The sequence below is a fragment of the Salisediminibacterium beveridgei genome, assembly GCF_001721685.1.
Classification (GTDB): Bacteria; Bacillota; Bacilli; order Bacillales; family Salisediminibacteriaceae; genus Salisediminibacterium; species Salisediminibacterium beveridgei.
In genome coordinates this window covers 2,228,818-2,247,368 of sequence record NZ_CP012502.1, presented here as the reverse complement: position 1 = coordinate 2,247,368, position 18,551 = coordinate 2,228,818, and the positions used below count along the sequence as shown (strand labels likewise).

At 44.6% G+C, this 18,551-nt stretch carries 21 protein-coding genes; 18 read left to right on the top strand and 3 right to left on the bottom strand.

Annotation, left to right across the window (positions count from 1 at the left end; genetic code table 11):
* Positions 1-3: 3 nt before the first annotated feature.
* Both BBEV_RS10575 and BBEV_RS10570 read left to right on the top strand, forming a co-directional pair.
* Entirely contained in the window at positions 4-330 is a 327-nt protein-coding gene (locus BBEV_RS10575; RefSeq protein WP_069365441.1) for a hypothetical protein, read from the top strand.
* 70 nt (positions 331-400) lie between these two features.
* Positions 401-1,120: a YebC/PmpR family DNA-binding transcriptional regulator gene (locus BBEV_RS10570; RefSeq protein ID WP_069365440.1), complete on the top strand. Its 720-nt coding sequence runs from the start codon at positions 401-403 to the stop codon at positions 1,118-1,120.
* Between the two features lie 56 nt (positions 1,121-1,176).
* On the opposite strand, the gene BBEV_RS10565 is transcribed toward BBEV_RS10570, so the two are convergent.
* Positions 1,177-1,563, bottom strand: a complete 387-nt coding sequence (locus tag BBEV_RS10565) for a DUF302 domain-containing protein (RefSeq protein ID WP_069365439.1) — start codon at positions 1,561-1,563, stop codon at positions 1,177-1,179.
* A 279-nt stretch (positions 1,564-1,842) separates the two neighbouring features.
* Between BBEV_RS10565 and queG the strand changes: the two genes are divergently transcribed.
* The 6 genes from queG (at position 1,843) to BBEV_RS10535 (ending at position 5,970) form a co-directional block, all read left to right on the top strand.
* Positions 1,843-2,988: a tRNA epoxyqueuosine(34) reductase QueG gene (gene queG, locus BBEV_RS10560; RefSeq protein ID WP_069365438.1), complete on the top strand. Its 1,146-nt coding sequence runs from the start codon at positions 1,843-1,845 to the stop codon at positions 2,986-2,988.
* Between the two features lie 32 nt (positions 2,989-3,020).
* Positions 3,021-3,554 (top strand): methylated-DNA--[protein]-cysteine S-methyltransferase, encoded by a 534-nt coding sequence (locus tag BBEV_RS10555; RefSeq protein ID WP_069365437.1) that lies wholly within the window; start codon positions 3,021-3,023, stop codon positions 3,552-3,554.
* 115 nt (positions 3,555-3,669) lie between these two features.
* Complete coding sequence (locus BBEV_RS10550) at positions 3,670-4,215, top strand: hypothetical protein (RefSeq protein WP_069365436.1); 546 nt, start codon at positions 3,670-3,672, stop codon at positions 4,213-4,215.
* A gap of 38 nt (positions 4,216-4,253) precedes the next feature.
* Positions 4,254-4,745, top strand: a complete 492-nt coding sequence (gene trmL / locus BBEV_RS10545; protein ID WP_069365435.1) for a tRNA (uridine(34)/cytosine(34)/5-carboxymethylaminomethyluridine(34)-2'-O)-methyltransferase TrmL — start codon at positions 4,254-4,256, stop codon at positions 4,743-4,745.
* A 286-nt stretch (positions 4,746-5,031) separates the two neighbouring features.
* Positions 5,032-5,337, top strand: coding sequence for an antibiotic biosynthesis monooxygenase family protein (locus tag BBEV_RS10540; RefSeq protein ID WP_069365434.1), 306 nt, complete (start codon positions 5,032-5,034; stop codon positions 5,335-5,337).
* Between the two features lie 75 nt (positions 5,338-5,412).
* Positions 5,413-5,970, top strand: coding sequence for a YufK family protein (locus BBEV_RS10535; RefSeq protein WP_069365433.1), 558 nt, complete (start codon positions 5,413-5,415; stop codon positions 5,968-5,970).
* Between the two features lie 56 nt (positions 5,971-6,026).
* Here BBEV_RS10535 and BBEV_RS10530 read toward each other — a convergent pair whose 3' ends face one another.
* Positions 6,027-7,832 (bottom strand): transglycosylase domain-containing protein, encoded by a 1,806-nt coding sequence (locus BBEV_RS10530; protein WP_232318154.1) that lies wholly within the window; start codon positions 7,830-7,832, stop codon positions 6,027-6,029.
* A 266-nt stretch (positions 7,833-8,098) separates the two neighbouring features.
* Here BBEV_RS10530 and lepB point away from each other — a divergent pair, with 266 nt between their 5' ends.
* Positions 8,099-8,671 (top strand): signal peptidase I, encoded by a 573-nt coding sequence (lepB, locus tag BBEV_RS10525; RefSeq protein WP_069365431.1) that lies wholly within the window; start codon positions 8,099-8,101, stop codon positions 8,669-8,671.
* A 52-nt stretch (positions 8,672-8,723) separates the two neighbouring features.
* On the opposite strand, the gene BBEV_RS10520 is transcribed toward lepB, so the two are convergent.
* Positions 8,724-8,954 carry a hypothetical protein gene (locus BBEV_RS10520; protein ID WP_069365430.1) on the bottom strand — a complete coding sequence of 77 codons (231 nt, stop codon included), beginning with the start codon at positions 8,952-8,954 and terminating at the stop codon, positions 8,724-8,726.
* Between the two features lie 147 nt (positions 8,955-9,101).
* Here BBEV_RS10520 and BBEV_RS10515 point away from each other — a divergent pair, with 147 nt between their 5' ends.
* The 9 genes from BBEV_RS10515 (at position 9,102) to BBEV_RS10475 (ending at position 18,395) form a co-directional block, all read left to right on the top strand.
* Positions 9,102-9,983 (top strand): DUF1028 domain-containing protein, encoded by an 882-nt coding sequence (locus tag BBEV_RS10515; protein WP_069365429.1) that lies wholly within the window; start codon positions 9,102-9,104, stop codon positions 9,981-9,983.
* Between the two features lie 3 nt (positions 9,984-9,986).
* Positions 9,987-10,709, top strand: coding sequence for a DNA/RNA nuclease SfsA (gene sfsA, locus BBEV_RS10510; protein WP_069365428.1), 723 nt, complete (start codon positions 9,987-9,989; stop codon positions 10,707-10,709).
* Between the two features lie 14 nt (positions 10,710-10,723).
* Positions 10,724-11,797 carry an ethanolamine utilization protein EutH gene (eutH, locus tag BBEV_RS10505; RefSeq protein ID WP_069365427.1) on the top strand — a complete coding sequence of 358 codons (1,074 nt, stop codon included), beginning with the start codon at positions 10,724-10,726 and terminating at the stop codon, positions 11,795-11,797.
* Between the two features lie 256 nt (positions 11,798-12,053).
* A complete protein-coding gene (locus BBEV_RS10500) occupies positions 12,054-13,229 on the top strand; it encodes a BMP family lipoprotein (RefSeq protein ID WP_069365426.1) in 1,176 nt (391 codons plus the stop codon).
* A gap of 101 nt (positions 13,230-13,330) precedes the next feature.
* Positions 13,331-14,860 (top strand): ABC transporter ATP-binding protein, encoded by a 1,530-nt coding sequence (locus BBEV_RS10495; protein ID WP_069365425.1) that lies wholly within the window; start codon positions 13,331-13,333, stop codon positions 14,858-14,860.
* Positions 14,857-15,921, top strand: a complete 1,065-nt coding sequence (locus tag BBEV_RS10490; protein WP_069365424.1) for an ABC transporter permease — start codon at positions 14,857-14,859, stop codon at positions 15,919-15,921. Before BBEV_RS10495 ends, BBEV_RS10490 begins: the two co-directional genes overlap by 4 nt.
* On the top strand, positions 15,922-16,887 hold the full coding sequence (locus tag BBEV_RS10485) for an ABC transporter permease (protein ID WP_069365423.1): 966 nt from the start codon (positions 15,922-15,924) through the stop codon (positions 16,885-16,887).
* Between the two features lie 345 nt (positions 16,888-17,232).
* Positions 17,233-17,913: a DUF2225 domain-containing protein gene (locus BBEV_RS10480; protein ID WP_069365422.1), complete on the top strand. Its 681-nt coding sequence runs from the start codon at positions 17,233-17,235 to the stop codon at positions 17,911-17,913.
* A 17-nt stretch (positions 17,914-17,930) separates the two neighbouring features.
* Positions 17,931-18,395 carry a chemotaxis protein CheX gene (locus BBEV_RS10475; protein WP_069365421.1) on the top strand — a complete coding sequence of 155 codons (465 nt, stop codon included), beginning with the start codon at positions 17,931-17,933 and terminating at the stop codon, positions 18,393-18,395.
* The last annotated feature ends 156 nt before the right edge of the window (positions 18,396-18,551 follow it).

Here is an 18,551-nt window from a genome sequence, read left to right as displayed (position 1 = left end):
TGGATGTTTTATGATTTGATACTTGTGCTGTTCGGGATGACATTGGGTGTGTTTGCAGCAGAGCCCATTAAGAAACTGTTCACGGGTAAATATCAAGAAGAAGCCCGGCAGAAAAAACGGGTCAAACTGCTGTTGTATCTGCGTGAAGAGAAAAACGGGAAATCCGCAACCACAGGAGAGATGGTGAAAAACGTCTTTTCCAATAAAGCGGATCCAGTAGAAGTGAACACCTACCTCAGCTACATTGCTGAAGCGGGTCTCATCAAGCAGGTGAACAATTCCGATGATCCGAATGAAAAGAGCTGGAAGTTTGTGAAAACAATCCGGTGAAACATCTCACAAACAGAGCGGGAAATCGTGTATAATAAGTTCGTTGAGTAAAAGGAGAGGGGAGCGTATCATGGGACGTAAATGGAGCAACATTAAAGAAAAAAAGGCAGCACGCGATAAGAACGTCAGTCGTATCTATGCGAAATTCGGACGGAAAATTTATATGGTGGCAAAAGACGGCGAGCCCGATCCGGAGTCAAATCAGGCGTTGAAATTCGTATTGGAGCAGGCAAAAACGTACAATGTGCCAAAGCATATCATTGACAAGGCCATTGATAAGGCAAAAGGCGGTGGGGAAGAAAGTTATGACGAACTTCGCTACGAAGGATTTGGACCCGATGGCTCAATGCTTATCGTGGACGCTCTGACGAATAACGTCAACCGCACCGCAAGTGAAGTGAGAGCTGCTTTTGGAAAGAACAGCGGCAATATGGGAGTCAGTGGATCGGTTGCATATATGTTTGAACAAAACGCCGTCATCGGTATTGCGGACGTGTCTGCTGAAGACGTTATGGAATGGCTGATGGAAGCGGATCTTGATGCCCGTGATATTCTCGAAGAAGACAACCAGGTCATTATTTATACAGCACCTGAGGAGTTTCATGTCGTGCAGGAAGCACTGAAGCAGGCAGGTGTGACTGAATTTACAGTCGCGGAATTCGAAATGCTGCCGCAAACAGAAACGCAATTGCCGAATGAGGAAAGTAAAGAAAAATTCGAAAAGCTGGTTGACGCTCTTGAAGACCTTGATGATGTCCAGCAGGTTTATCACAATGTGGATTTAAACTGAAATAATAGAACGCCCTGACTGCTTTTTCTGCAGTCAGGGCGTTCTATTGGCTTAAATTAAACAGCTTTGTTGATGGCATCGATCAAATCCACTTCGATGTCGGATGCAATGTGCTGAATCTCTTCATCATCAAGCATGGCAAACATTTTCGTTGGTTTAGGCATGGAAATGTAACATTGATCTCCACTTTGATAAATTACCAGTTTACAAGGGAGGAATGTGCCCGCGAGGTTAGAGATATCCAACAGTTTCTTCGCTGCTGCAGGTTGACAAACTTCATAGATGAAATAGGGTTGATCGAAGTCCTGCCCTTTACTCTGGAGTGTTTCTGTCACATCGAAAGGCCAAAGCACGCCGAACTTGATTTCTTTAAGCTCCACTTCGAGATCGGTGAGTAATTGCTCAATCGGCTTATCACTTGGAACAGTATAGTCAAAAGTCATTTTCATCGCCTCCATGTTAACATAGTCAGTTGCTTCACGATTAGCATAACATAATTTGGGAACGTTTGCAGGGAATTGACGTCTCTCGCTGATCTATAGTATGATTTTCTATGAACAATGATTGCACCGAATTTCAGATGACGCAATTCAGCAGTGTTTCATATTCAATAAGGCCTTCGGAGAGCGTGACCGCATGTGTCTTAAATGAATGGTGAATGCACTGCTTTTTCCATGTGATGTCGGTTATTTTGATCTGAAATTCTCAGGGTGGTATATAAAATGAAAGCATCAGAATTGAAAAATAAATTAATTGAAAAAAGCCGGGAACTAGAGATCGATAAGATCGGTTTTGCTTCAGCAGACCCCTTCGTGACATTGAAATCACGTCTTGAAGACCAGCAGTCGCTGGGTTTTGAAACAGGCTTTGAAAAAGGTTCTGTCAAAGAGCGGACAGAGCCAGAGCGTCTTCTTCCGGAAGCGAAAACCATCGTCTCCATTGCAATGGCCTATCCGTCGAAATTAAAAAACCCGCCCCGGTCTGTAAAAGGAGATCGTCGTGGTGTCTTTTGCAGGGCTTCGTGGGGTGAAGACTATCATCATATTCTGAAACGGAAACTGAAAGCGTTGGAAGCGTATCTGCATGAGTTGATGCCTGATGAACGGACTGCGGTGATGGTTGATACCGGAGAACTCTCCGATCGCGCTGTTGCTGAACGCGCCGGTATTGGCTGGAGTGCGAAAAACTGTGCGATCATCACACCTGAATTTGGTTCGTATGTCTATCTGGGTGAGATGCTGATGACTGCTTACGTGGAACCTGATACACCATTGGAGGATCAATGCGGAAGCTGTACGAAATGCATTGATGCCTGTCCGACCGATGCATTGATTCAAGGGGGTCAACTGGACAGTTCAAAATGCATTGCCTACTTGACGCTGACGAAATCGATGATTCCGAAAGAATACCGTCAGAAACTGGGGAACAGGCTCTATGGATGTGATACCTGCCAAGTCGTCTGTCCCGAAAACAAAGGGAAAAATCATACCCATCACGAAGAGATGACCCCGGACCCTGAAAAAGCAAAACCTCAGTTAATTCCGTTGCTCAGCTTGTCGAATAAAGAGTTTAAGAGAACGTTCGGTGAGGTTTCAGGTTCCTGGCGGGGGAAGAAACCGATTCAACGAAATGCACTCATTGCGTTGGCAAATTTCAAAGATGTTTCAGCGGTCCCTGCGATTGAGGAGGTACTGAAAAACGACCAGCGCCCTGTAATGCGAGCGACAGCTGCGTGGGCCCTTTCGGAGATCAAAGGAGATGAGGCAATGCCTCGTCTCGAGGCGCACTTGGACGACGAAACAGCAGATGAAGTCATTGCCGAAATTGCAGATGTAATGAAACATTTATCCAGAACGACACGTCTATAAAGAGAGAAGCACAAAAGGAGGACTCGTTTCGAATGTCAAATCGCATAGAAATGAAATACAGTGTGATGCCAAGTCCGATCGGCGATTTAACGCTTGTAAAGAGTCAGTATGGATTATGTTTCATCGCTTTTGGGAGTTCAAAAGAAACGATTTGTCACGTTAAACGCAAGTTGAGAGCGCGGCAAATCAGAGAAGAACTGCTGTTTTCAGATGATGATTTTCTTGAAGAAAAACTGCAAATACAGCAGTTTTTCAACGGGGAACGGACAACATTTGATCTTGCAACCGATTTGTACGGCACGCCGTTCCAAAAAATGGTTTGGGCGGAGGTGGCATCGATTCCATTTGGAGAGACCAGATCTTACAAAGACATCGCAAAAGCCATTGGTGCACCAAAAGCAGTCCGGGCTGTCGGTGGAGCAAATAATCAAAACCCGTTACCGCTGGTCATTCCTTGTCATCGGGTCATTGGGTCGAATGGTTCTCTAGTCGGTTATGGTGGCGGAATCGATAAGAAAGAACACCTCCTCGAACTTGAAGGGACCTTGAGTTTCACTAGACGATAATTACAATTTACCAAAATGAGATTTGAAATATGAGAAAATGTGGTATACTAAATTTTGGTTCACTGTGAATAAATATCACATGATGAGTAGTTGATGAGGAAAGATCGGTGATGAGATGAGACAATCAACAATTCAGTTATGTATCATGCTTGTGACGATTTTTCTCGCAGGTTCTCTTCTGGTTGCATGTACGCAAACGGGGGCGACACTTAATCAGGCTCAAAGGGAACTGCCTTTTGACGTGCTGGTCGCAGATCCGGTTCCTGATGATTGGGTGCTGATGGAGTCACACTTTGAAGATGATCTGTTCATTATGATTTTTGAATCGGAAGAAGAAGAAGGTCAGGTGGAAATCGTTCAGGACAAAAACATACAAGGACTGGATCTGCAACACCTCCGGGAGTATGTGCTCGGTTTGGATCACACCATTGCACCTGATGATCAGGATGACGAAATCATTGAATTTGATGATTTTGTTGGAGAGATCAGTCTGGTGGACGGTGAAGAACTGACGGTGCAGCTCACCTTTGTAAAGCAGGATGATTTAACGACAGCTACGAGTTTTGATATTCCAATTTATCAAATCGTAGGGAAAAATGTTACCGCTGAAACGGTACTTCAATTTGCTGCTTCTTTGACATCATCGCAAGCAACAACTTGAGTTATTAAAGAAATCATTGAATCGGGAGTGAGCTTCACGTGAGTATACATGTCGTACTATATGAACCTGAAATTCCGGCGAATACCGGAAATATAGCCAGAACCTGTGCGGGTACGCACTCCCATTTGCATCTGATACATCCCTTGGGCTTTTCAACGGATGATCGAATGCTGAAACGCGCGGGTTGCGACTATTGGCCAAATGTGCAGATCGAACATCATGATCGTTTTTCCGATATTCCAGAAAAGTATCCGAACGCAGTATTTTATTTTATCGAGACAATTGGTGAAAAAAATGTTTACGATTTTGATTATTCCAATCCTGATGCGGATTATTTTTTTGTGTTCGGTAAGGAGACAACCGGTTTACCCAGTGAGTTAACAGATCAATTCAAGGAACAGTGTTTCCGGATTCCCCAAACAGATCTTGTGCGTTCATTGAATCTCTCCAACACAGCGGCTATTGTGGTCTACGAAGCTTTAAGACAGCAAGCATTCGCACCTATTGCCATCAAAGAAGCCGCAGACTGATCAATCAGTCTGCGGCTTCTTAATTCATCTACATGATTCAGTTCTTGTATGGTTTGTCATTGTACCCCGCAGTCCAAATGGCTGCCAGGAATGCTGCACATACCCCAAGAATTAATAGCAGTCCCATCACTAGACCCCCTTGTCACTATGCTGACCTTACTATATCATGCATGTAAGCAAAACAAAAGAAATGTGTATAAGCTTCTTTTTTGCCAGATAGAGGCCAATTTTAGTAGAATCAGTGATGATAAAAACGCCGTTGAGGCGAAAGGAAGGATGAGTGTACATGTTTGTAGTGATGAATCAGCTGTATGTTCCGCCTGAAGGTCGTGAGAATGTCGCGGCACGTTTCAGCAACAGTTCAGAGAAGATGAAGGAAATTCCGGGTTGCCTGGATTTTATGTTCCTGCAGCCCGAAGAGGACGAGAAATATCCGGTGGTCTTAACAAAATGGGAGTCGAGGGCGGACTATGAAAATTGGGTGAACAGTGATGCGTTTAAATCTGCTCATAAAAAGCGTCGGGACAATCTTGATTCTTCACCGACTCAAAGTAACGAAATCTTCGCCTATGAGGCCGTTCACCACCTCTAGTAAAATCAAAGATTGCAGTTCAGTAGCCGAACGTGTAGCATCAGAATTAACGTCAGGACAGAGGACGGCCTATTCATGAAAAATGCGTATTTAACCAGTCACTTTCCACTGATCTCCATTATCCTGTACAGCTTATCATTCGCCCTGTTTACCAGCCGGTTTGCCATTCAGTATATGGATGAACTGGGTTTGTACAGCGGCATGGTCGAATTTTTTTCGGAGAGTGGTATCCAGCTGACGATGCTGTTTATTATGTGGCTTCTATTTTTTATGCTCTTTGCAGCTTTTAAACTGATTGCAGATACCATTAACGAGTTGTCGTTATTATTTTTTTCCAAAGATCAGGATGGCGCCGATTTGAATCGGGTCAGAGGCGGTTCATGGATTTTTCTGTTGACCTCCATCGTTTCTCTTTTGGCGCAGATTCAGCTTTCAGTGCTTGTATCGGTCTTTTTCCTGGCTTGCATCATGTACTTTGTCTATTTTATTTACAAAGTGAGTGAACAGCTCTCAGTACCTGCTGTGATCGGACTTGTGATGTTTCACCTCTTGTTCTGGGGTGTGTTCATTCTGGCGGTGACCTTTGCAATATTGCGACTTTATAACAGTATAATAGCCAGTCTGCCGGTCTGAGACATCATGATACGTAAGACGTAAAGAGCACTGCCAAACCAGTTTGGCAGTGCTCTTTACTGGTTTTGGGCTAAAGCATTCATCACAGCTTCCCATATGGAAAGATGTGCGTTTGATTGACTTTCAAGGGACTTCGGGTTATCGTACCCGACCCAAACTCCGGCAGTGTAATGATCTGCTGAACCTATAAACCAGAGGTCATTGAAATCATTACTGGTTCCCGTTTTTCCACCGACATAACTGTAACCGGATAAATTCAAGGGTCTCGCAGTCCCCTCGTTGACGATATTGGCGAGCATTGACTTCATATGACGGGTCCCATCGGGTGTGAATACCTGATGAGCTTCATCGGCCCATTCATAGAGAACCTCACCATCGATCGTGGTAACCCGTTTAATCGCCCTGGCAGGGCGGTATACGCCATCTCGTTGGAAAACAGTGTAAGCTCTGGTCATCTCAAGGACACTGGTTCCATAGGTTAATCCGCCGAGAGAAGCTGGAAGACGGTAATCAGCTGGCGTAATCCTCGAAAAGCCAAGCTGTTCAATGAATTGAAATCCCTTATCAACACCGATCATATCAAGCATACGAACGGCTGCGGTATTATATGAATGAGTGAGTGCATTCAGAATACTGGATTTCCCATACACCGCACCTCCGAAATTGACCGGTGAATAGCCGTCCCGTTCAAAGGGACCCGCGTCGATCACGGAGCTTGGACGTAACCTCGTTTCATCTAATAAAGGCCCGTAAACGAGCAATGGTTTAAAAGCAGAACCAGGCTGTCGAAAGGCTTTATGCCCCCGGTGAAAATCGAATTTATTGTAATCCTGGCCACCGGTGATCGCTTTGATTTCATTGGATTGATGATCAATCAACACGAAAGCACCCTGATACGTATTGTGTGTCAACTGCCGGTTCATGGTCGAGACAACCGTCTCTTGCACAGAGGGTTGCAGGGCGGTTTCAATTATGATTCCGTCACTTAAAAGATTGTTTACGCGGTCATTGAGCATTTCCTGAATGCGGTCGCGCTCTTCCGGGCTGGCACTATTTAACCTCGAGCTGTAGCCTTCCGATTGACCTACCAGTTCTTTGAACTCATCGTAGACATAACTCACATAATCCGGATAGTCATCTACTTTACGGGTTGTTTTTAATTCAATCGTCTCATTTTTCGATTGAATGGCTGTCTCTTCATCGATACCGCCCTCATCGAACAAATTATTGATGAACCGTTCTTGCCTGAGAAGGGTCCGCTCCTTAGAGTTTAGAGGGTTATAGTAAGCAGGATTGTTCGGAATCGCCAGAAGAAAGGCACCCTCTGCAAGTGACAAATCAGCTGTGCTTTTATTGAAGTAATATTGTGCAGCAGCTTCAATTCCGTAAACGCCGTTTGCAAAATAGATGGAGTTAAAATAGAGTTCGAGAATCTCTTCTTTATCGAAGGCTTGCTCCATTTCATAAGCGTACAGAAGTTCAGTCAGTTTTCTGTCATAAGTCTGATCATGACTTAAGTACAGATTTCTGGCGACTTGCTGGGTGATGGTACTTGCGCCCTGTTCGATGCCGTCACTCTGCAAATTCACCATCAGGGCTCTGGCAATCCCGGTCGCATCAAAACCAGGATGATCACGAAAGGTGCGGTCCTCGGTTGCAATCAATAAATCAACCAGTGTTTCAGGGATATCATCGTATTCGAGGATGATCCGGTTTTCACCGGAGTAAATGTCCGAGACAACCTCATGATTTGCGTCGAGGATGTAGCTGTTGTTATGTAATTGCATGTCGTCCAAGGATACGCGTTCATCAATTGCCTCTTCGATTCCTTCAACGGCAGCAAATTCTTTTGATACTTGCATAAAGAGTAAGACAAATACGCTTGATAGAAGCAATGTGAAAAGGGATCCGGTAAACAATCGCACAGAAATGCCTCCAATCCATGACTCGTCTCTTCATTGTAAATGACTATGTATGAAAAGAAAATCTTTACTTAACGCCACGATAAATGTGACAGAAATATGGATATCTATTTTATTTGTCAAATAATAATTGTTTTAAATGATTCGTAAACGGTTATATGGAAGCTATCAAAAGGATTAATGAATCCTGAGATGGAGGATCGTTTATGTATTCAGAGAAAAAGCGAAATCATCAGTACAGGCAGAACCTGTTCTTACTTGCCAAAGTAATGGTTATTGCCGGAGCCCTTTTTATATTGGCCCGTGGGTTGCTATTCAGCAATTACATCGTATACGGTCAATCGATGATGCCGACTATAGAAGACGGGGAACGGATTATCGTGAATAAGATCGGTTATGAAGTCGCTGAGCCAAGCCGTTTTGATCTGATCATTTTCCACGTGGATGATTCCACTGATTACATTAAACGGGTGATTGGATTACCAGGGGATCATATTGAATATATGGATGATCAGCTTTTTATTAATGAAGAACCGATTGAAGAACCGTTTCTTGAAGACTTCAAAAAAGCCAGTGATGAAAGACCATTCACCGGGAATTTTGAGCTTGAAGAGATGATGTTCGCTTCGGAAGTGCCTGATGACTTTGTATTTGTTCTCGGTGATAATAGACAAAATAGTGTTGATAGCCGGCACATCGGCTTTGTTTCAAAGGAAGAAATCGTTGGACAGGCCAATTTAACATTCTGGCCGATTGATAATTTCCGGTTAATCCGTTAAGTGATACAAAACAGCCTGCTGAGCTTCCCACTCAGCAGGCTGTTTTGGTTGATTATGCGTTTTGTTTTTTTTCGCGGAAGTAAAGAATCGAGTGATACACCGCAAACATGACAAGTGCCGACATCAGTGAAGCGGCCATGTAGCCGGCAGTGAAGTTGCGGATGGCGACGAATTCCGGATTCATACCGACGATGATCCCGATGATGACAGCTGTAATCAATATGCCGCTGACAATCATGTATTCATTCTTTTTCGCTTTGGAGAGTGTTGTCCAAAAAGACATATGAATCCCTCATTTCTCTTGAATTTCTTATCCTCAGTATAGCTTTGGAGTGTACTTTGCGCAATCGTTGTTATTGACGAATGAATTTTCAAAGCATTATGATAAATACTAAGAAATGCAAAAGTAATGAGAGGAAGTGTACATAAAATGAAGAAACAGCAACCGAAAGTTGCCACATTCTCGCTTATTGGATTTGATCCGGATACCCGGGAATGGGGGATTGCTGTGCAATCGAAATTCCTCGGGGTAGGTGCTGTGGTGCCTTGGGCAAAAGCGGAAACCGGTGCGATTGCAACCCAGTCATTTGCAAATACCTCTTTTGGCCCCGATGGTTTGACGTATCTGGACCGTGGTCTGTCACCTGAAGAAGTGGTTGAAAAATTAATCGCAGACGATCCTGACATGGAACTTCGCCAGTTCGCAGTGATGGATCGTCATGGAGAGACTGCTGTATTCACAGGTAATGATTGCTATGATTGGGCAGGTCATCGACAGGGTGCTCACTGCACTGCACAGGGGAATATTCTCGTCAGTGAGGACACGGTTCACCAGTTGGTCCATACATTTGAGTCGGCACAAGGAACTCTTGCTGAAAGACTGCTTGAGGCTTTGCATCAAGGGCAGGAAGCTGGTGGTGACTCCCGTGGAAAGCAATCGGCCGCGCTGTTTGTTGTAAAGGAAAAGGGTGGTTATGGCGGCTATAATGATCGGGTGTATGACCTGAGAGTGGATGACCATAAAGAGCCGATCAAGGAACTGAGGCGTTTGTATGATTTACATCAACTCTACTTTACGCGTCCGAAAGAGGAAGATCTTATCCCTGTAGAAGGAGATCTGCTCAAGGAACTGATTGGTCTGATCCGCGAACAAGGTATTCAGGTGCCGGATGAAAAGGCATATACCGATGAGGTCAAAGAAGCGCTGAAAACTTATTTCATGAGGGAAAATTTCGAAGAACGCTGGATTGAGGATGCGCAAATCGATCCGGAAGTTCTTTCCTATATGAGAAAACAGGAAACGATGTATTAAAGTATGAACCCGGCTGAGATTTTATTTGAAGAGCCTTTGATCGAAACGGCATATATCGCCAGGAAAAATCGTTTCCTGATGGAGGTGGCGTTAGGTGAAACAGGCGAGCGGGTCGATGTACATTTGGCAGATTCAGCGAGATTGACCGAGCTTTTGATTCCCGGCAAGACAATCTATGTCTCCTGTCACAATGCGCCGCATCGAAAGACAAACTACACTGCGCGGCTGATAGAAAATCAGGACGGGAGTGGGCTCGTATCCATCTTTTCCACAATGCCCAATCAGCTAGCTGAACAGATTATTCATCACAAACTGATACCCGAATTAGCTTCATATACTCACAAGGCCCGTGAAGTCAGAATCGGGCCGTCCCGGTTTGATCACGTATTGAAAATGAATCTTAAACAGGCGATTCTTGAAGTCAAGGGGATCACTTGGGTGGAAGATGGCACGGCATTTTTTCCCGGAGCTGTAACTGCAAGAGGGAAGCGTCATGTGGAAGAACTTCAGGAATTGAACTGTAGTGAAGATACAGAGACGTTTATTCTGTTTGTCGTACAGCGTGCGGATGCGTCGAATGTCCAAATGGCAGAAGTTGTCGATCCATTATTCAGTAAAGCATTAAAAAATGCAAAAAAATCCGGTGTGCATGTGCTGGCTTGTACAATGAATGTCTCAACTGAAGGCGTTTCGTTTAAACAAACCATCCCGGTTATCACAGACTGAAGGAGTCCTTCACTATGCTTGTCAATCAAGTCATTGTCATGCTTTTGATTTTATTTCTTATTATCGGTGTGGTTGATAAAATCTTTCAGCTCAATAAAGGTTACGGTAAAGCCTTTGATGAGGGATTCCAGACGATGGGGCCGTTGGCGCTGGTTATGATCGGGATGATTATGGCTTCTCCGGTGATTGCAGAAGTCGTCTTGCCGATAGCGGGGCCTGTATTTGCCTGGTTTGGTGCAGATCCGGCCATGCTCAGCGGCATGCTTTTGGCGATTGATATGGGTGGTTATGCGATCGCCATGGAGATGGCCTTGACTGAGGAGGCGGCTCTCTTTTCCGGGATCATTCTGTCCACATTACTGGGTCCGACATTTGTCTTTACGGTGCCTGTAGCACTTGGACTGATCCCGGAAAAAGAATTCCCGTTTCTCGCAAAAGGAATTCTTGCCGGATTACTTGCTGTGCCTCCAGGAGCCTTCATTGCCGGATTACTGGCAGGGTTTTCTCCAGTATTTTTATTGATTCAATTAATTCCTGTACTGGTCATGGTGTTAATCACAGGGGCAGGCTTATTCCTGATTCCCAAGGTAATGATTCGTTTATTTCTTTGGATGGGGAGACTGATTTTGGCCTTTACGTTAACAATGATTGTTCTGGTTGCGGTTCAGGAGCTTTTGGGTATCCGGATTTTGACTGGATTCCTCCCATTTTCTGAGGCGATGGAAATCATTGGTCTGATTGTGCTTGCACTGGGCGGAGCGTTTCCGATGGTTCATTTTCTCAAAACCAAGCTGATTCCGCGATTGATTTCGAAAGAGAAAGGAGATCAGGTTGCGGTTACAGGCTTTGTGTCCTCCCTTGCGCACAGTATACCAATGTACAAAAATCTCTATTTGATGGAGGAAAAGGGTAAACTGATGAACATTGCTTTTTCGGTGAGCGGAGCCTTTGTTCTTGGTGGTCATTTGGGATTCACTGCGGCCCTGGAGCCGGATATGGTCATGGCAATGATGGCAGGTAAACTGATTTCCGGCGTATTGGCTGTTTGTGGTGTACACTATTATTTTGTAAGGAAAATTCACAAATAATTTTCGTGAAAAGTATTTATTAATTATAAAAATCATGATATAGTGTACTTACCTTGAAAGCGCTTAAGGTTTTTTTAACGAAGGTAGTTGTCAGACATCGTACAAGTAAACGGTGAATTTTTGACAACTGAAATCGTTTTAAAAGAAGAAAAAGTGATGCTTTTTGGTCGCTTTGTGTGGCATAATAAGGCTGTAGTCACCTGAATTGTCAAAACAATTCAGTGGCACATAAAAAAAGATCCAAGGGGGATTAGACATGAAGAAGCGTTATTCAGTGCTCTTGTCATCCGTACTGGCAGCAACAGTGCTTGCGGCTTGCGGTAATGACAACAACGACAATGCAACACCGGTCAACGAAGGGAACAACAACGAAGGAAACAACAACGTTGAGAACAATGTTGACAACGCCGACAACAACAATGACAACAACGAAGGGAACGAAGCAACCGGAGACGGTGAAGGTTTCTCTTCCAAGATGGTTACGGATGTGGGCGGTGTTGATGACCGTTCATTCAACGAATCAGCATGGGCAGGCTTGACGATGTTCGGTGAAGATTATCCGGGAGCAGAAGTGGATTATCTTCAATCAAGTGACTCATCCGACTATGCACCAAACCTTAACCGTCTGGCACGTGATGGCACGGATATTACTTTCGGTATCGGCTTCCTGATGGAAGATGAGATCCGCGACGTAGCAGGTCAGAATCCTGATCAGAACTTTGCCATTGTTGACACAGTTGTTACAGACGAAGACGGTAACATGATTGACAACGTTGCAAACATTACATTTGCCGAGCATGAAGGTTCATTCCTCGTGGGTGTTATTGCAGCAATGCATACTGAAACCAACGAAGTTGGCTTTATCGGCGGTGTTGAAAGTGAACTGATCAAAAAGTTCGAAAGCGGCTTTAAAGCCGGTGTTCACTCTGTAGATCCTGACATTGAAATTGCAACGCAATATGCACAGGACTTTAACGATGCATCTCTCGGTCAGCAGATTGCTGATGGTATGTACGCTGGCGGCGCAGATATCATTTATCACGCTGCAGGTGGAACAGGTAACGGTCTCTTCACTGAAGCGATCGACCGTCGTGAGAGCGGCGAAGAAGTTTGGGCAATTGGTGTCGACCAGGACCAGGCGTTGACTGAAGGCGAATGGAGCGAAGGGAACGTCATCTTGACATCGATGGTTAAACGTGTTGACCAGTCTGTGTATCAGGTTTCTGAAGACACAATGAACGGCAACTTCCCTGGCGGCGAAGTTCTTGAATTCGCACTTGAAGATGAAGGTGTCGGCTTTGCCGAAACACGCGATAATGTCTCTGACGAGGCAATCGAGGCAGCTAATGATTATCGCGATCAAATCATCAACGGTGACATCGAAGTCCCACAAACTGATGATGAGTACGATGAGTGGTACGATTCACTTTAATTGAATTGTTTTACAGACGGTAATCCGTCACTATAATGTCATTAAGGGGGGCTAGTCATTGTACTAGCCCTTGTTAATGAGTCCGATAGGAGTGTTACCCATTGGAATACGTAATCGAGATGAACGGCATACGTAAAGAGTTTCCCGGTATCGTTGCCAATGACAATATCACGCTGCAGGTCAAACAAGGCGAAATTCATGCATTATTAGGTGAAAACGGGGCCGGGAAATCTACTTTAATGAACGTCTTGTTCGGCTTGTATCAACCTGAAAAAGGAGAAATTAAAGTTCGCGGTGAAAAAGTGAACGTGACGGATCCTAATGTAGCGAATCGTTTGGGAATTGGAATGGTACACCAGCACTTTATGCTGGTTCAGAAATTTACGGTAACTGAAAATATCATTCTCGGCAGTGAGCCGAAAAAAGGAATGAGTATTGATATCCGTAAAGCTGCCCAGGATGTTGCAGAGATTTCTGATCGATATGGACTGAGGGTAGATCCCAATTCTAAAATCGAAGATATTTCTGTTGGTATGCAGCAGCGTGCGGAAATATTGAAAACACTATACCGCGGTGCAAACATTCTGATTTTTGATGAACCGACGGCTGCACTGACTCCCCAGGAAATCAAAGAACTGATTCAGATTATGCGTAATCTGATCAATGAAGGGAAATCCATCATCCTGATCACGCATAAGCTGAAAGAAATTTTGGAAGTAGCCGATCGATGTACGGTTATTCGCAGAGGTAAGGGCATTGGTACTGTGGATGTTTCTGAATCCGATCAAACCTCATTGGCTGAAATGATGGTCGGTCGTGAAATCAGTTTTGAAGTTGAGAAGGGTCCTCCAAAGCCGGGAGAAGCAATTTTGTCTGTTAAAGGGCTGACGGTTGAAGACGTCCGGGGGATCGACATGGTTGATCAGCTTGATCTGGAAGTTCGTTCCGGTGAGATTCTCGGTATTGCCGGTGTTGACGGAAATGGACAGACAGAACTCGTAGAAGCATTGACGGGGCTTCGTGAAGCCAAATCCGGAACGGTGACACTGTCGGGTGAAGATATCAGTGGGAAGAAGCCGCGTAAGGTTACGGAAGCCGGCGTTTCTCATATTCCGTCTGACCGTCACAAACACGGCCTTGTACTGGAATTCACCATCGGGGAAAACATGATGCTTCAAACGTATTACCAAAAGCCATATACGAGAAATGGTATTCTTGACTATGGAAAAATGTATAAGAAAGCAGAAGAACTGATGGAGGAGTATGATGTCAGGACACCAAGTTCCATGACATTGGCCCGCTCATTATCAGGTGGTAATCAGCAAAAAGCGATCATTGCCCGTGAGGTGGATCGTTCTCCGAAACTCATTATTGCAGCCCAGCCAACCCGAGGGCTTGATGTTGGAGCAATCGAGTTTATCCATAAAAAGCTGGTGGAAGAACGTGATAAAGGACGGGGTGTCCTTCTCGTTTCTCTTGAAATGGATGAAGTGTTGAATGTCAGTGACCGCATCGCGGTTATTTATGAAGGTAAGATTGTGGATATCGTCGATGCGAAGGAAACCAATGAAAATGAATTGGGTCTCTTGATGGCAGGCGGTAAAAGGGAAGCAGGTGAGACGTCGACATGAAGAGATTGTTAACCGGAAAATTATTCGGGATTCTGATCCCGTTGATCGCAATCTTTTTCGGGTTTCTTGCTGGTGCGATTGTTATGCTTTTCAGTGGGAATAATCCGATCGATGCCTACGTTGCACTTATTTCAGGTATATTTGGCGATATTTATTACTTCGGTGAAACACTCCAACGGATGACACCGCTGATTTTCTCAGGTCTCGCGGTTGCCTTTGCATTCCGTGCCGGGCTGCTGAATATCGGTGTCGAAGGCCAGTTGATGGTTGGTTGGTTCGCAGCAGTTGTAGTCGGCTTTGCTATTGAACTGCCGATGATTATCCATTTGCCGCTTGCGATATTGGCAGGTGCCCTTGCAGGTGCCTTGTGGGGAACAGTTCCTGGCTATCTGAAAGCGACTTTAGAAGTACATGAAGTTATTGTTACGATCATGATGAACTATATTGCCATGCATGTGGTGAACCACTTTATCCGGAATAATTTCCTGGAATCCGGGCAGCGAACAGAGTTCGTCAGTCCATCAGCATCACTTGCGTCCGATTTTTTATCTGGACTGACTGATTTCTCCCGGCTGCACTGGGGATTCTTTATCGCGATTGCAGCGTGTTTCCTGATGTGGTTTATTCTCTGGAAGACAAAGCGTGGATTTGAATACCGCTCTGTTGGTTATAATAAGAATGCATCTCTTTATGCAGGGATGAATGTTAAAGCAAACATCGTCTCCTCCATGGCCATTTCCGGAGCATTTGCCGGTGTTGGTGGTGCGATGGTAGGGCTTGGAACCTATCGGTATGTAGAAATTTTCTCTTCCTTCACCAATCTCGGTTTTGACGGTATCGCTGTCGCGCTCCTGGGTAACAGTAATGCTCTCGGTATCTTTTTCTCAGCCTTCCTGTTCGGGGGACTGAAAGAGGGCGCCGGCAACATGCAGGCCCAGGCAGGTATCGCACCGGAAGTGGTGGAAATCATCATTGCGATGATCATCTTCTTCGTTGCATCAAGCTATTTGATCCGGTGGATCTACAGCAAAGTGCAACCGAACAAGAAGGAGGGGAAATAAATGGAACTCTTTTTAGCCGTACTTTATCTGATTGTTCCTGCAGCGATGATTGCCGCAACCCCTCTCCTGTTAACTGCAATGGGTGGTCTGTTCAGTGAACGAGCCGGTATTGTTAATATCGGTCTGGAAGGCTTAATGGTCATGGGTGCCTTTGCGGGTATCGTTGGAACTTTAATGTTCGAAGGCATGGGCATGGGTGCCTGGTCACCTTGGCTCGGAATTTTATTCGCAGCATTACTGGGTGGAATATTCTCTATGTTCCACGCTGTAGCATCAATTTCATTGAAAGCTGATCAAATTGTCAGTGGTGTCGCTTTGAACTTTCTGGCAACAGGACTTACCGTATTCCTCGTTCGTGAAATTTTTGAACGAGGACAAACAGACACAATTTCAAGTCGACTGTTTCGTACAAATGTGCCACTCTTGAGCGATATTCCAATTATCGGCCAGATGTTCTTCACCCGAGTTTATTTGACAACATGGGTGGCCTTCCTCTTGGTATTGGTTGTCTGGTATGTCGTGTTCAAAACACCGTTCGGACTCAGACTACGCTCGGTCGGTGAACATCCGATGGCGGCAGACACGATGGGTATTAATGTCAATCGCATGAAATATATCGGTGTCGGTCTTTCTGGTGTTTTCGGTGGTATGGGTGGCGCGGTATTCGCGATCACAGCTGCAGGGAACTTCGCCGGAGGAACGATAACCGGTCAAGGGTTTATGGCACTTGCCGTATTGATCTTTGGTAAGTGGCATCCATTCGGAGCCTTTGGGGCAGCGATATTCTTTGGTTTTGCACAGGCACTGAGTGTTACTGCCCAGCAAATACCGGGACTGCAGGATGTACCACAGGTATTTATGCTGATCTTGCCGTATGTATTGACGATTCTTGCATTGGCTGGACTGGTAGGGAAAGCAACTCCGCCTGCAGCATTGAATACGAACTATGATAAAGGCTCAAGATAAATAGAAAGAACTATTAAGGACAGCCACTGCGGCTGTCCTTTTTCTGGCTTTTCATAGAAATGTTTACGTTTGTTATAGGATTGAAGTATCAGTGCAGCTAAGGCTTTTGCCAGCCGCTTTGCAAAAGCCGAATGTTCTTTATTAAATGAACATGGCTTGCAGGTTATAGTCGAGGGAGACCGAAGGCTTTTGTCAGGAAAATTTGCAAAAAAGGTCACTGGATTTACAAGTGAGAGTCTTTAGACATGTGTCTTTAATATTATATTTATCCGTTTTATAAGTTTCTCTTCCGTTCCGTTCGTGCATCTTTTATACTAATAGCATAGTAAAAAAGGAGGTGTTCGAATGGCTGAGGCAATTCCACCATTTTACGACAAATCCGTTTCATGCGATGTGTGTACTCATGTTTTCACTTCGAAAAAAATGCGATCACGCTACATTCGCGTTGAAAGAGTGGAAAATGATTATTATAAAGTGTACAAAGATCCGCTGTTGAATCCTTTGCTTTATGAGGTTGCAGTCTGCCCGGAATGTGGCTACAGCCATACGGAATCCTTCCTTCCAATCAAAAAACCGGAAGTAATTGACCGCTTCAAAGCGGCAGTGTCCTCGTCGTGGAACTCCCGGCGCTTTGATGACGAACGGGATTATGAAGCGGGTTTGGGTGTTTTTAAACTGGCGCTTTTATCTGCCCAAGTGACGGGACAACCTCATGCGCTAATGGGGAGTCTTTGTCTCAGAATCGCCTGGATTCAAAGGTTTTTGACAAATGAAGCCGAGGAAATACGTTTTCTTAAGAAGGCTGCGGACCAATTTGAAAAATCATTCCTGGAAGGCGATTTCAGGGATACTCAAATGTCTGAAATTTCCTTATTGTTTATTTTGGGCGAATGCTTCAGGCGAATTGACGAAAAGCAGAAAGCGCGAAAATATTTTTCAAAAGTTATTGAACATAAAGACAGACACCTCGAACCTCAATTGGTGGAACGGACCCGGGAACAGTGGTATGAAACGAAAGCTAAATAAATCAGGAGTGATGAGAAGTGGATGTCAATCAAATCAATGCGGTATACCGTGCGACGAAATCAATCATGTCCAACCATTTCGGAGCAGACATTAAACGAGGTCAACCACAGGCAGGGCATGGCTCTGTACCTTCAGACCAAGTGTCTGTTGTTCTTGGGGTGAAAGGTGAATTAGCTGGTCAAATTATCTGTTCCATCAGTGAAGACACGGCAAAAAATATTGTAGGCGTGATGATGGGTGGCATGCAAGTGTCGACTTTGGATGATATAGGCTGGAGTGCTGTACAGGAATTCGGGAATTGGGTTGCTGGTACGACGGCTACGGAGTTATACAATGAGAACTATACCGTGGATGTCACACCGCCTATTATTAACGAAGGTGAGAGTAAATTCCATTCAACTTCAAAATTCATTACTTTACCAATGGACTCATCACTGGGAAAAGTCAGCATTCATATTTCATTATCAGAAAAAGGAAAATAAGGAATAGACAAAGAGTAGGTGGTAGAACAATGTTCTCCATTTAGCATTTTGACTATTTCCAGTGCACTTTTCCGGTTATCTATCATCAATTATCCGATCTCATAGCAGAAATTTATAAATTGTCACAAATTCGCTATAAAATCGAGTCTGAATTGT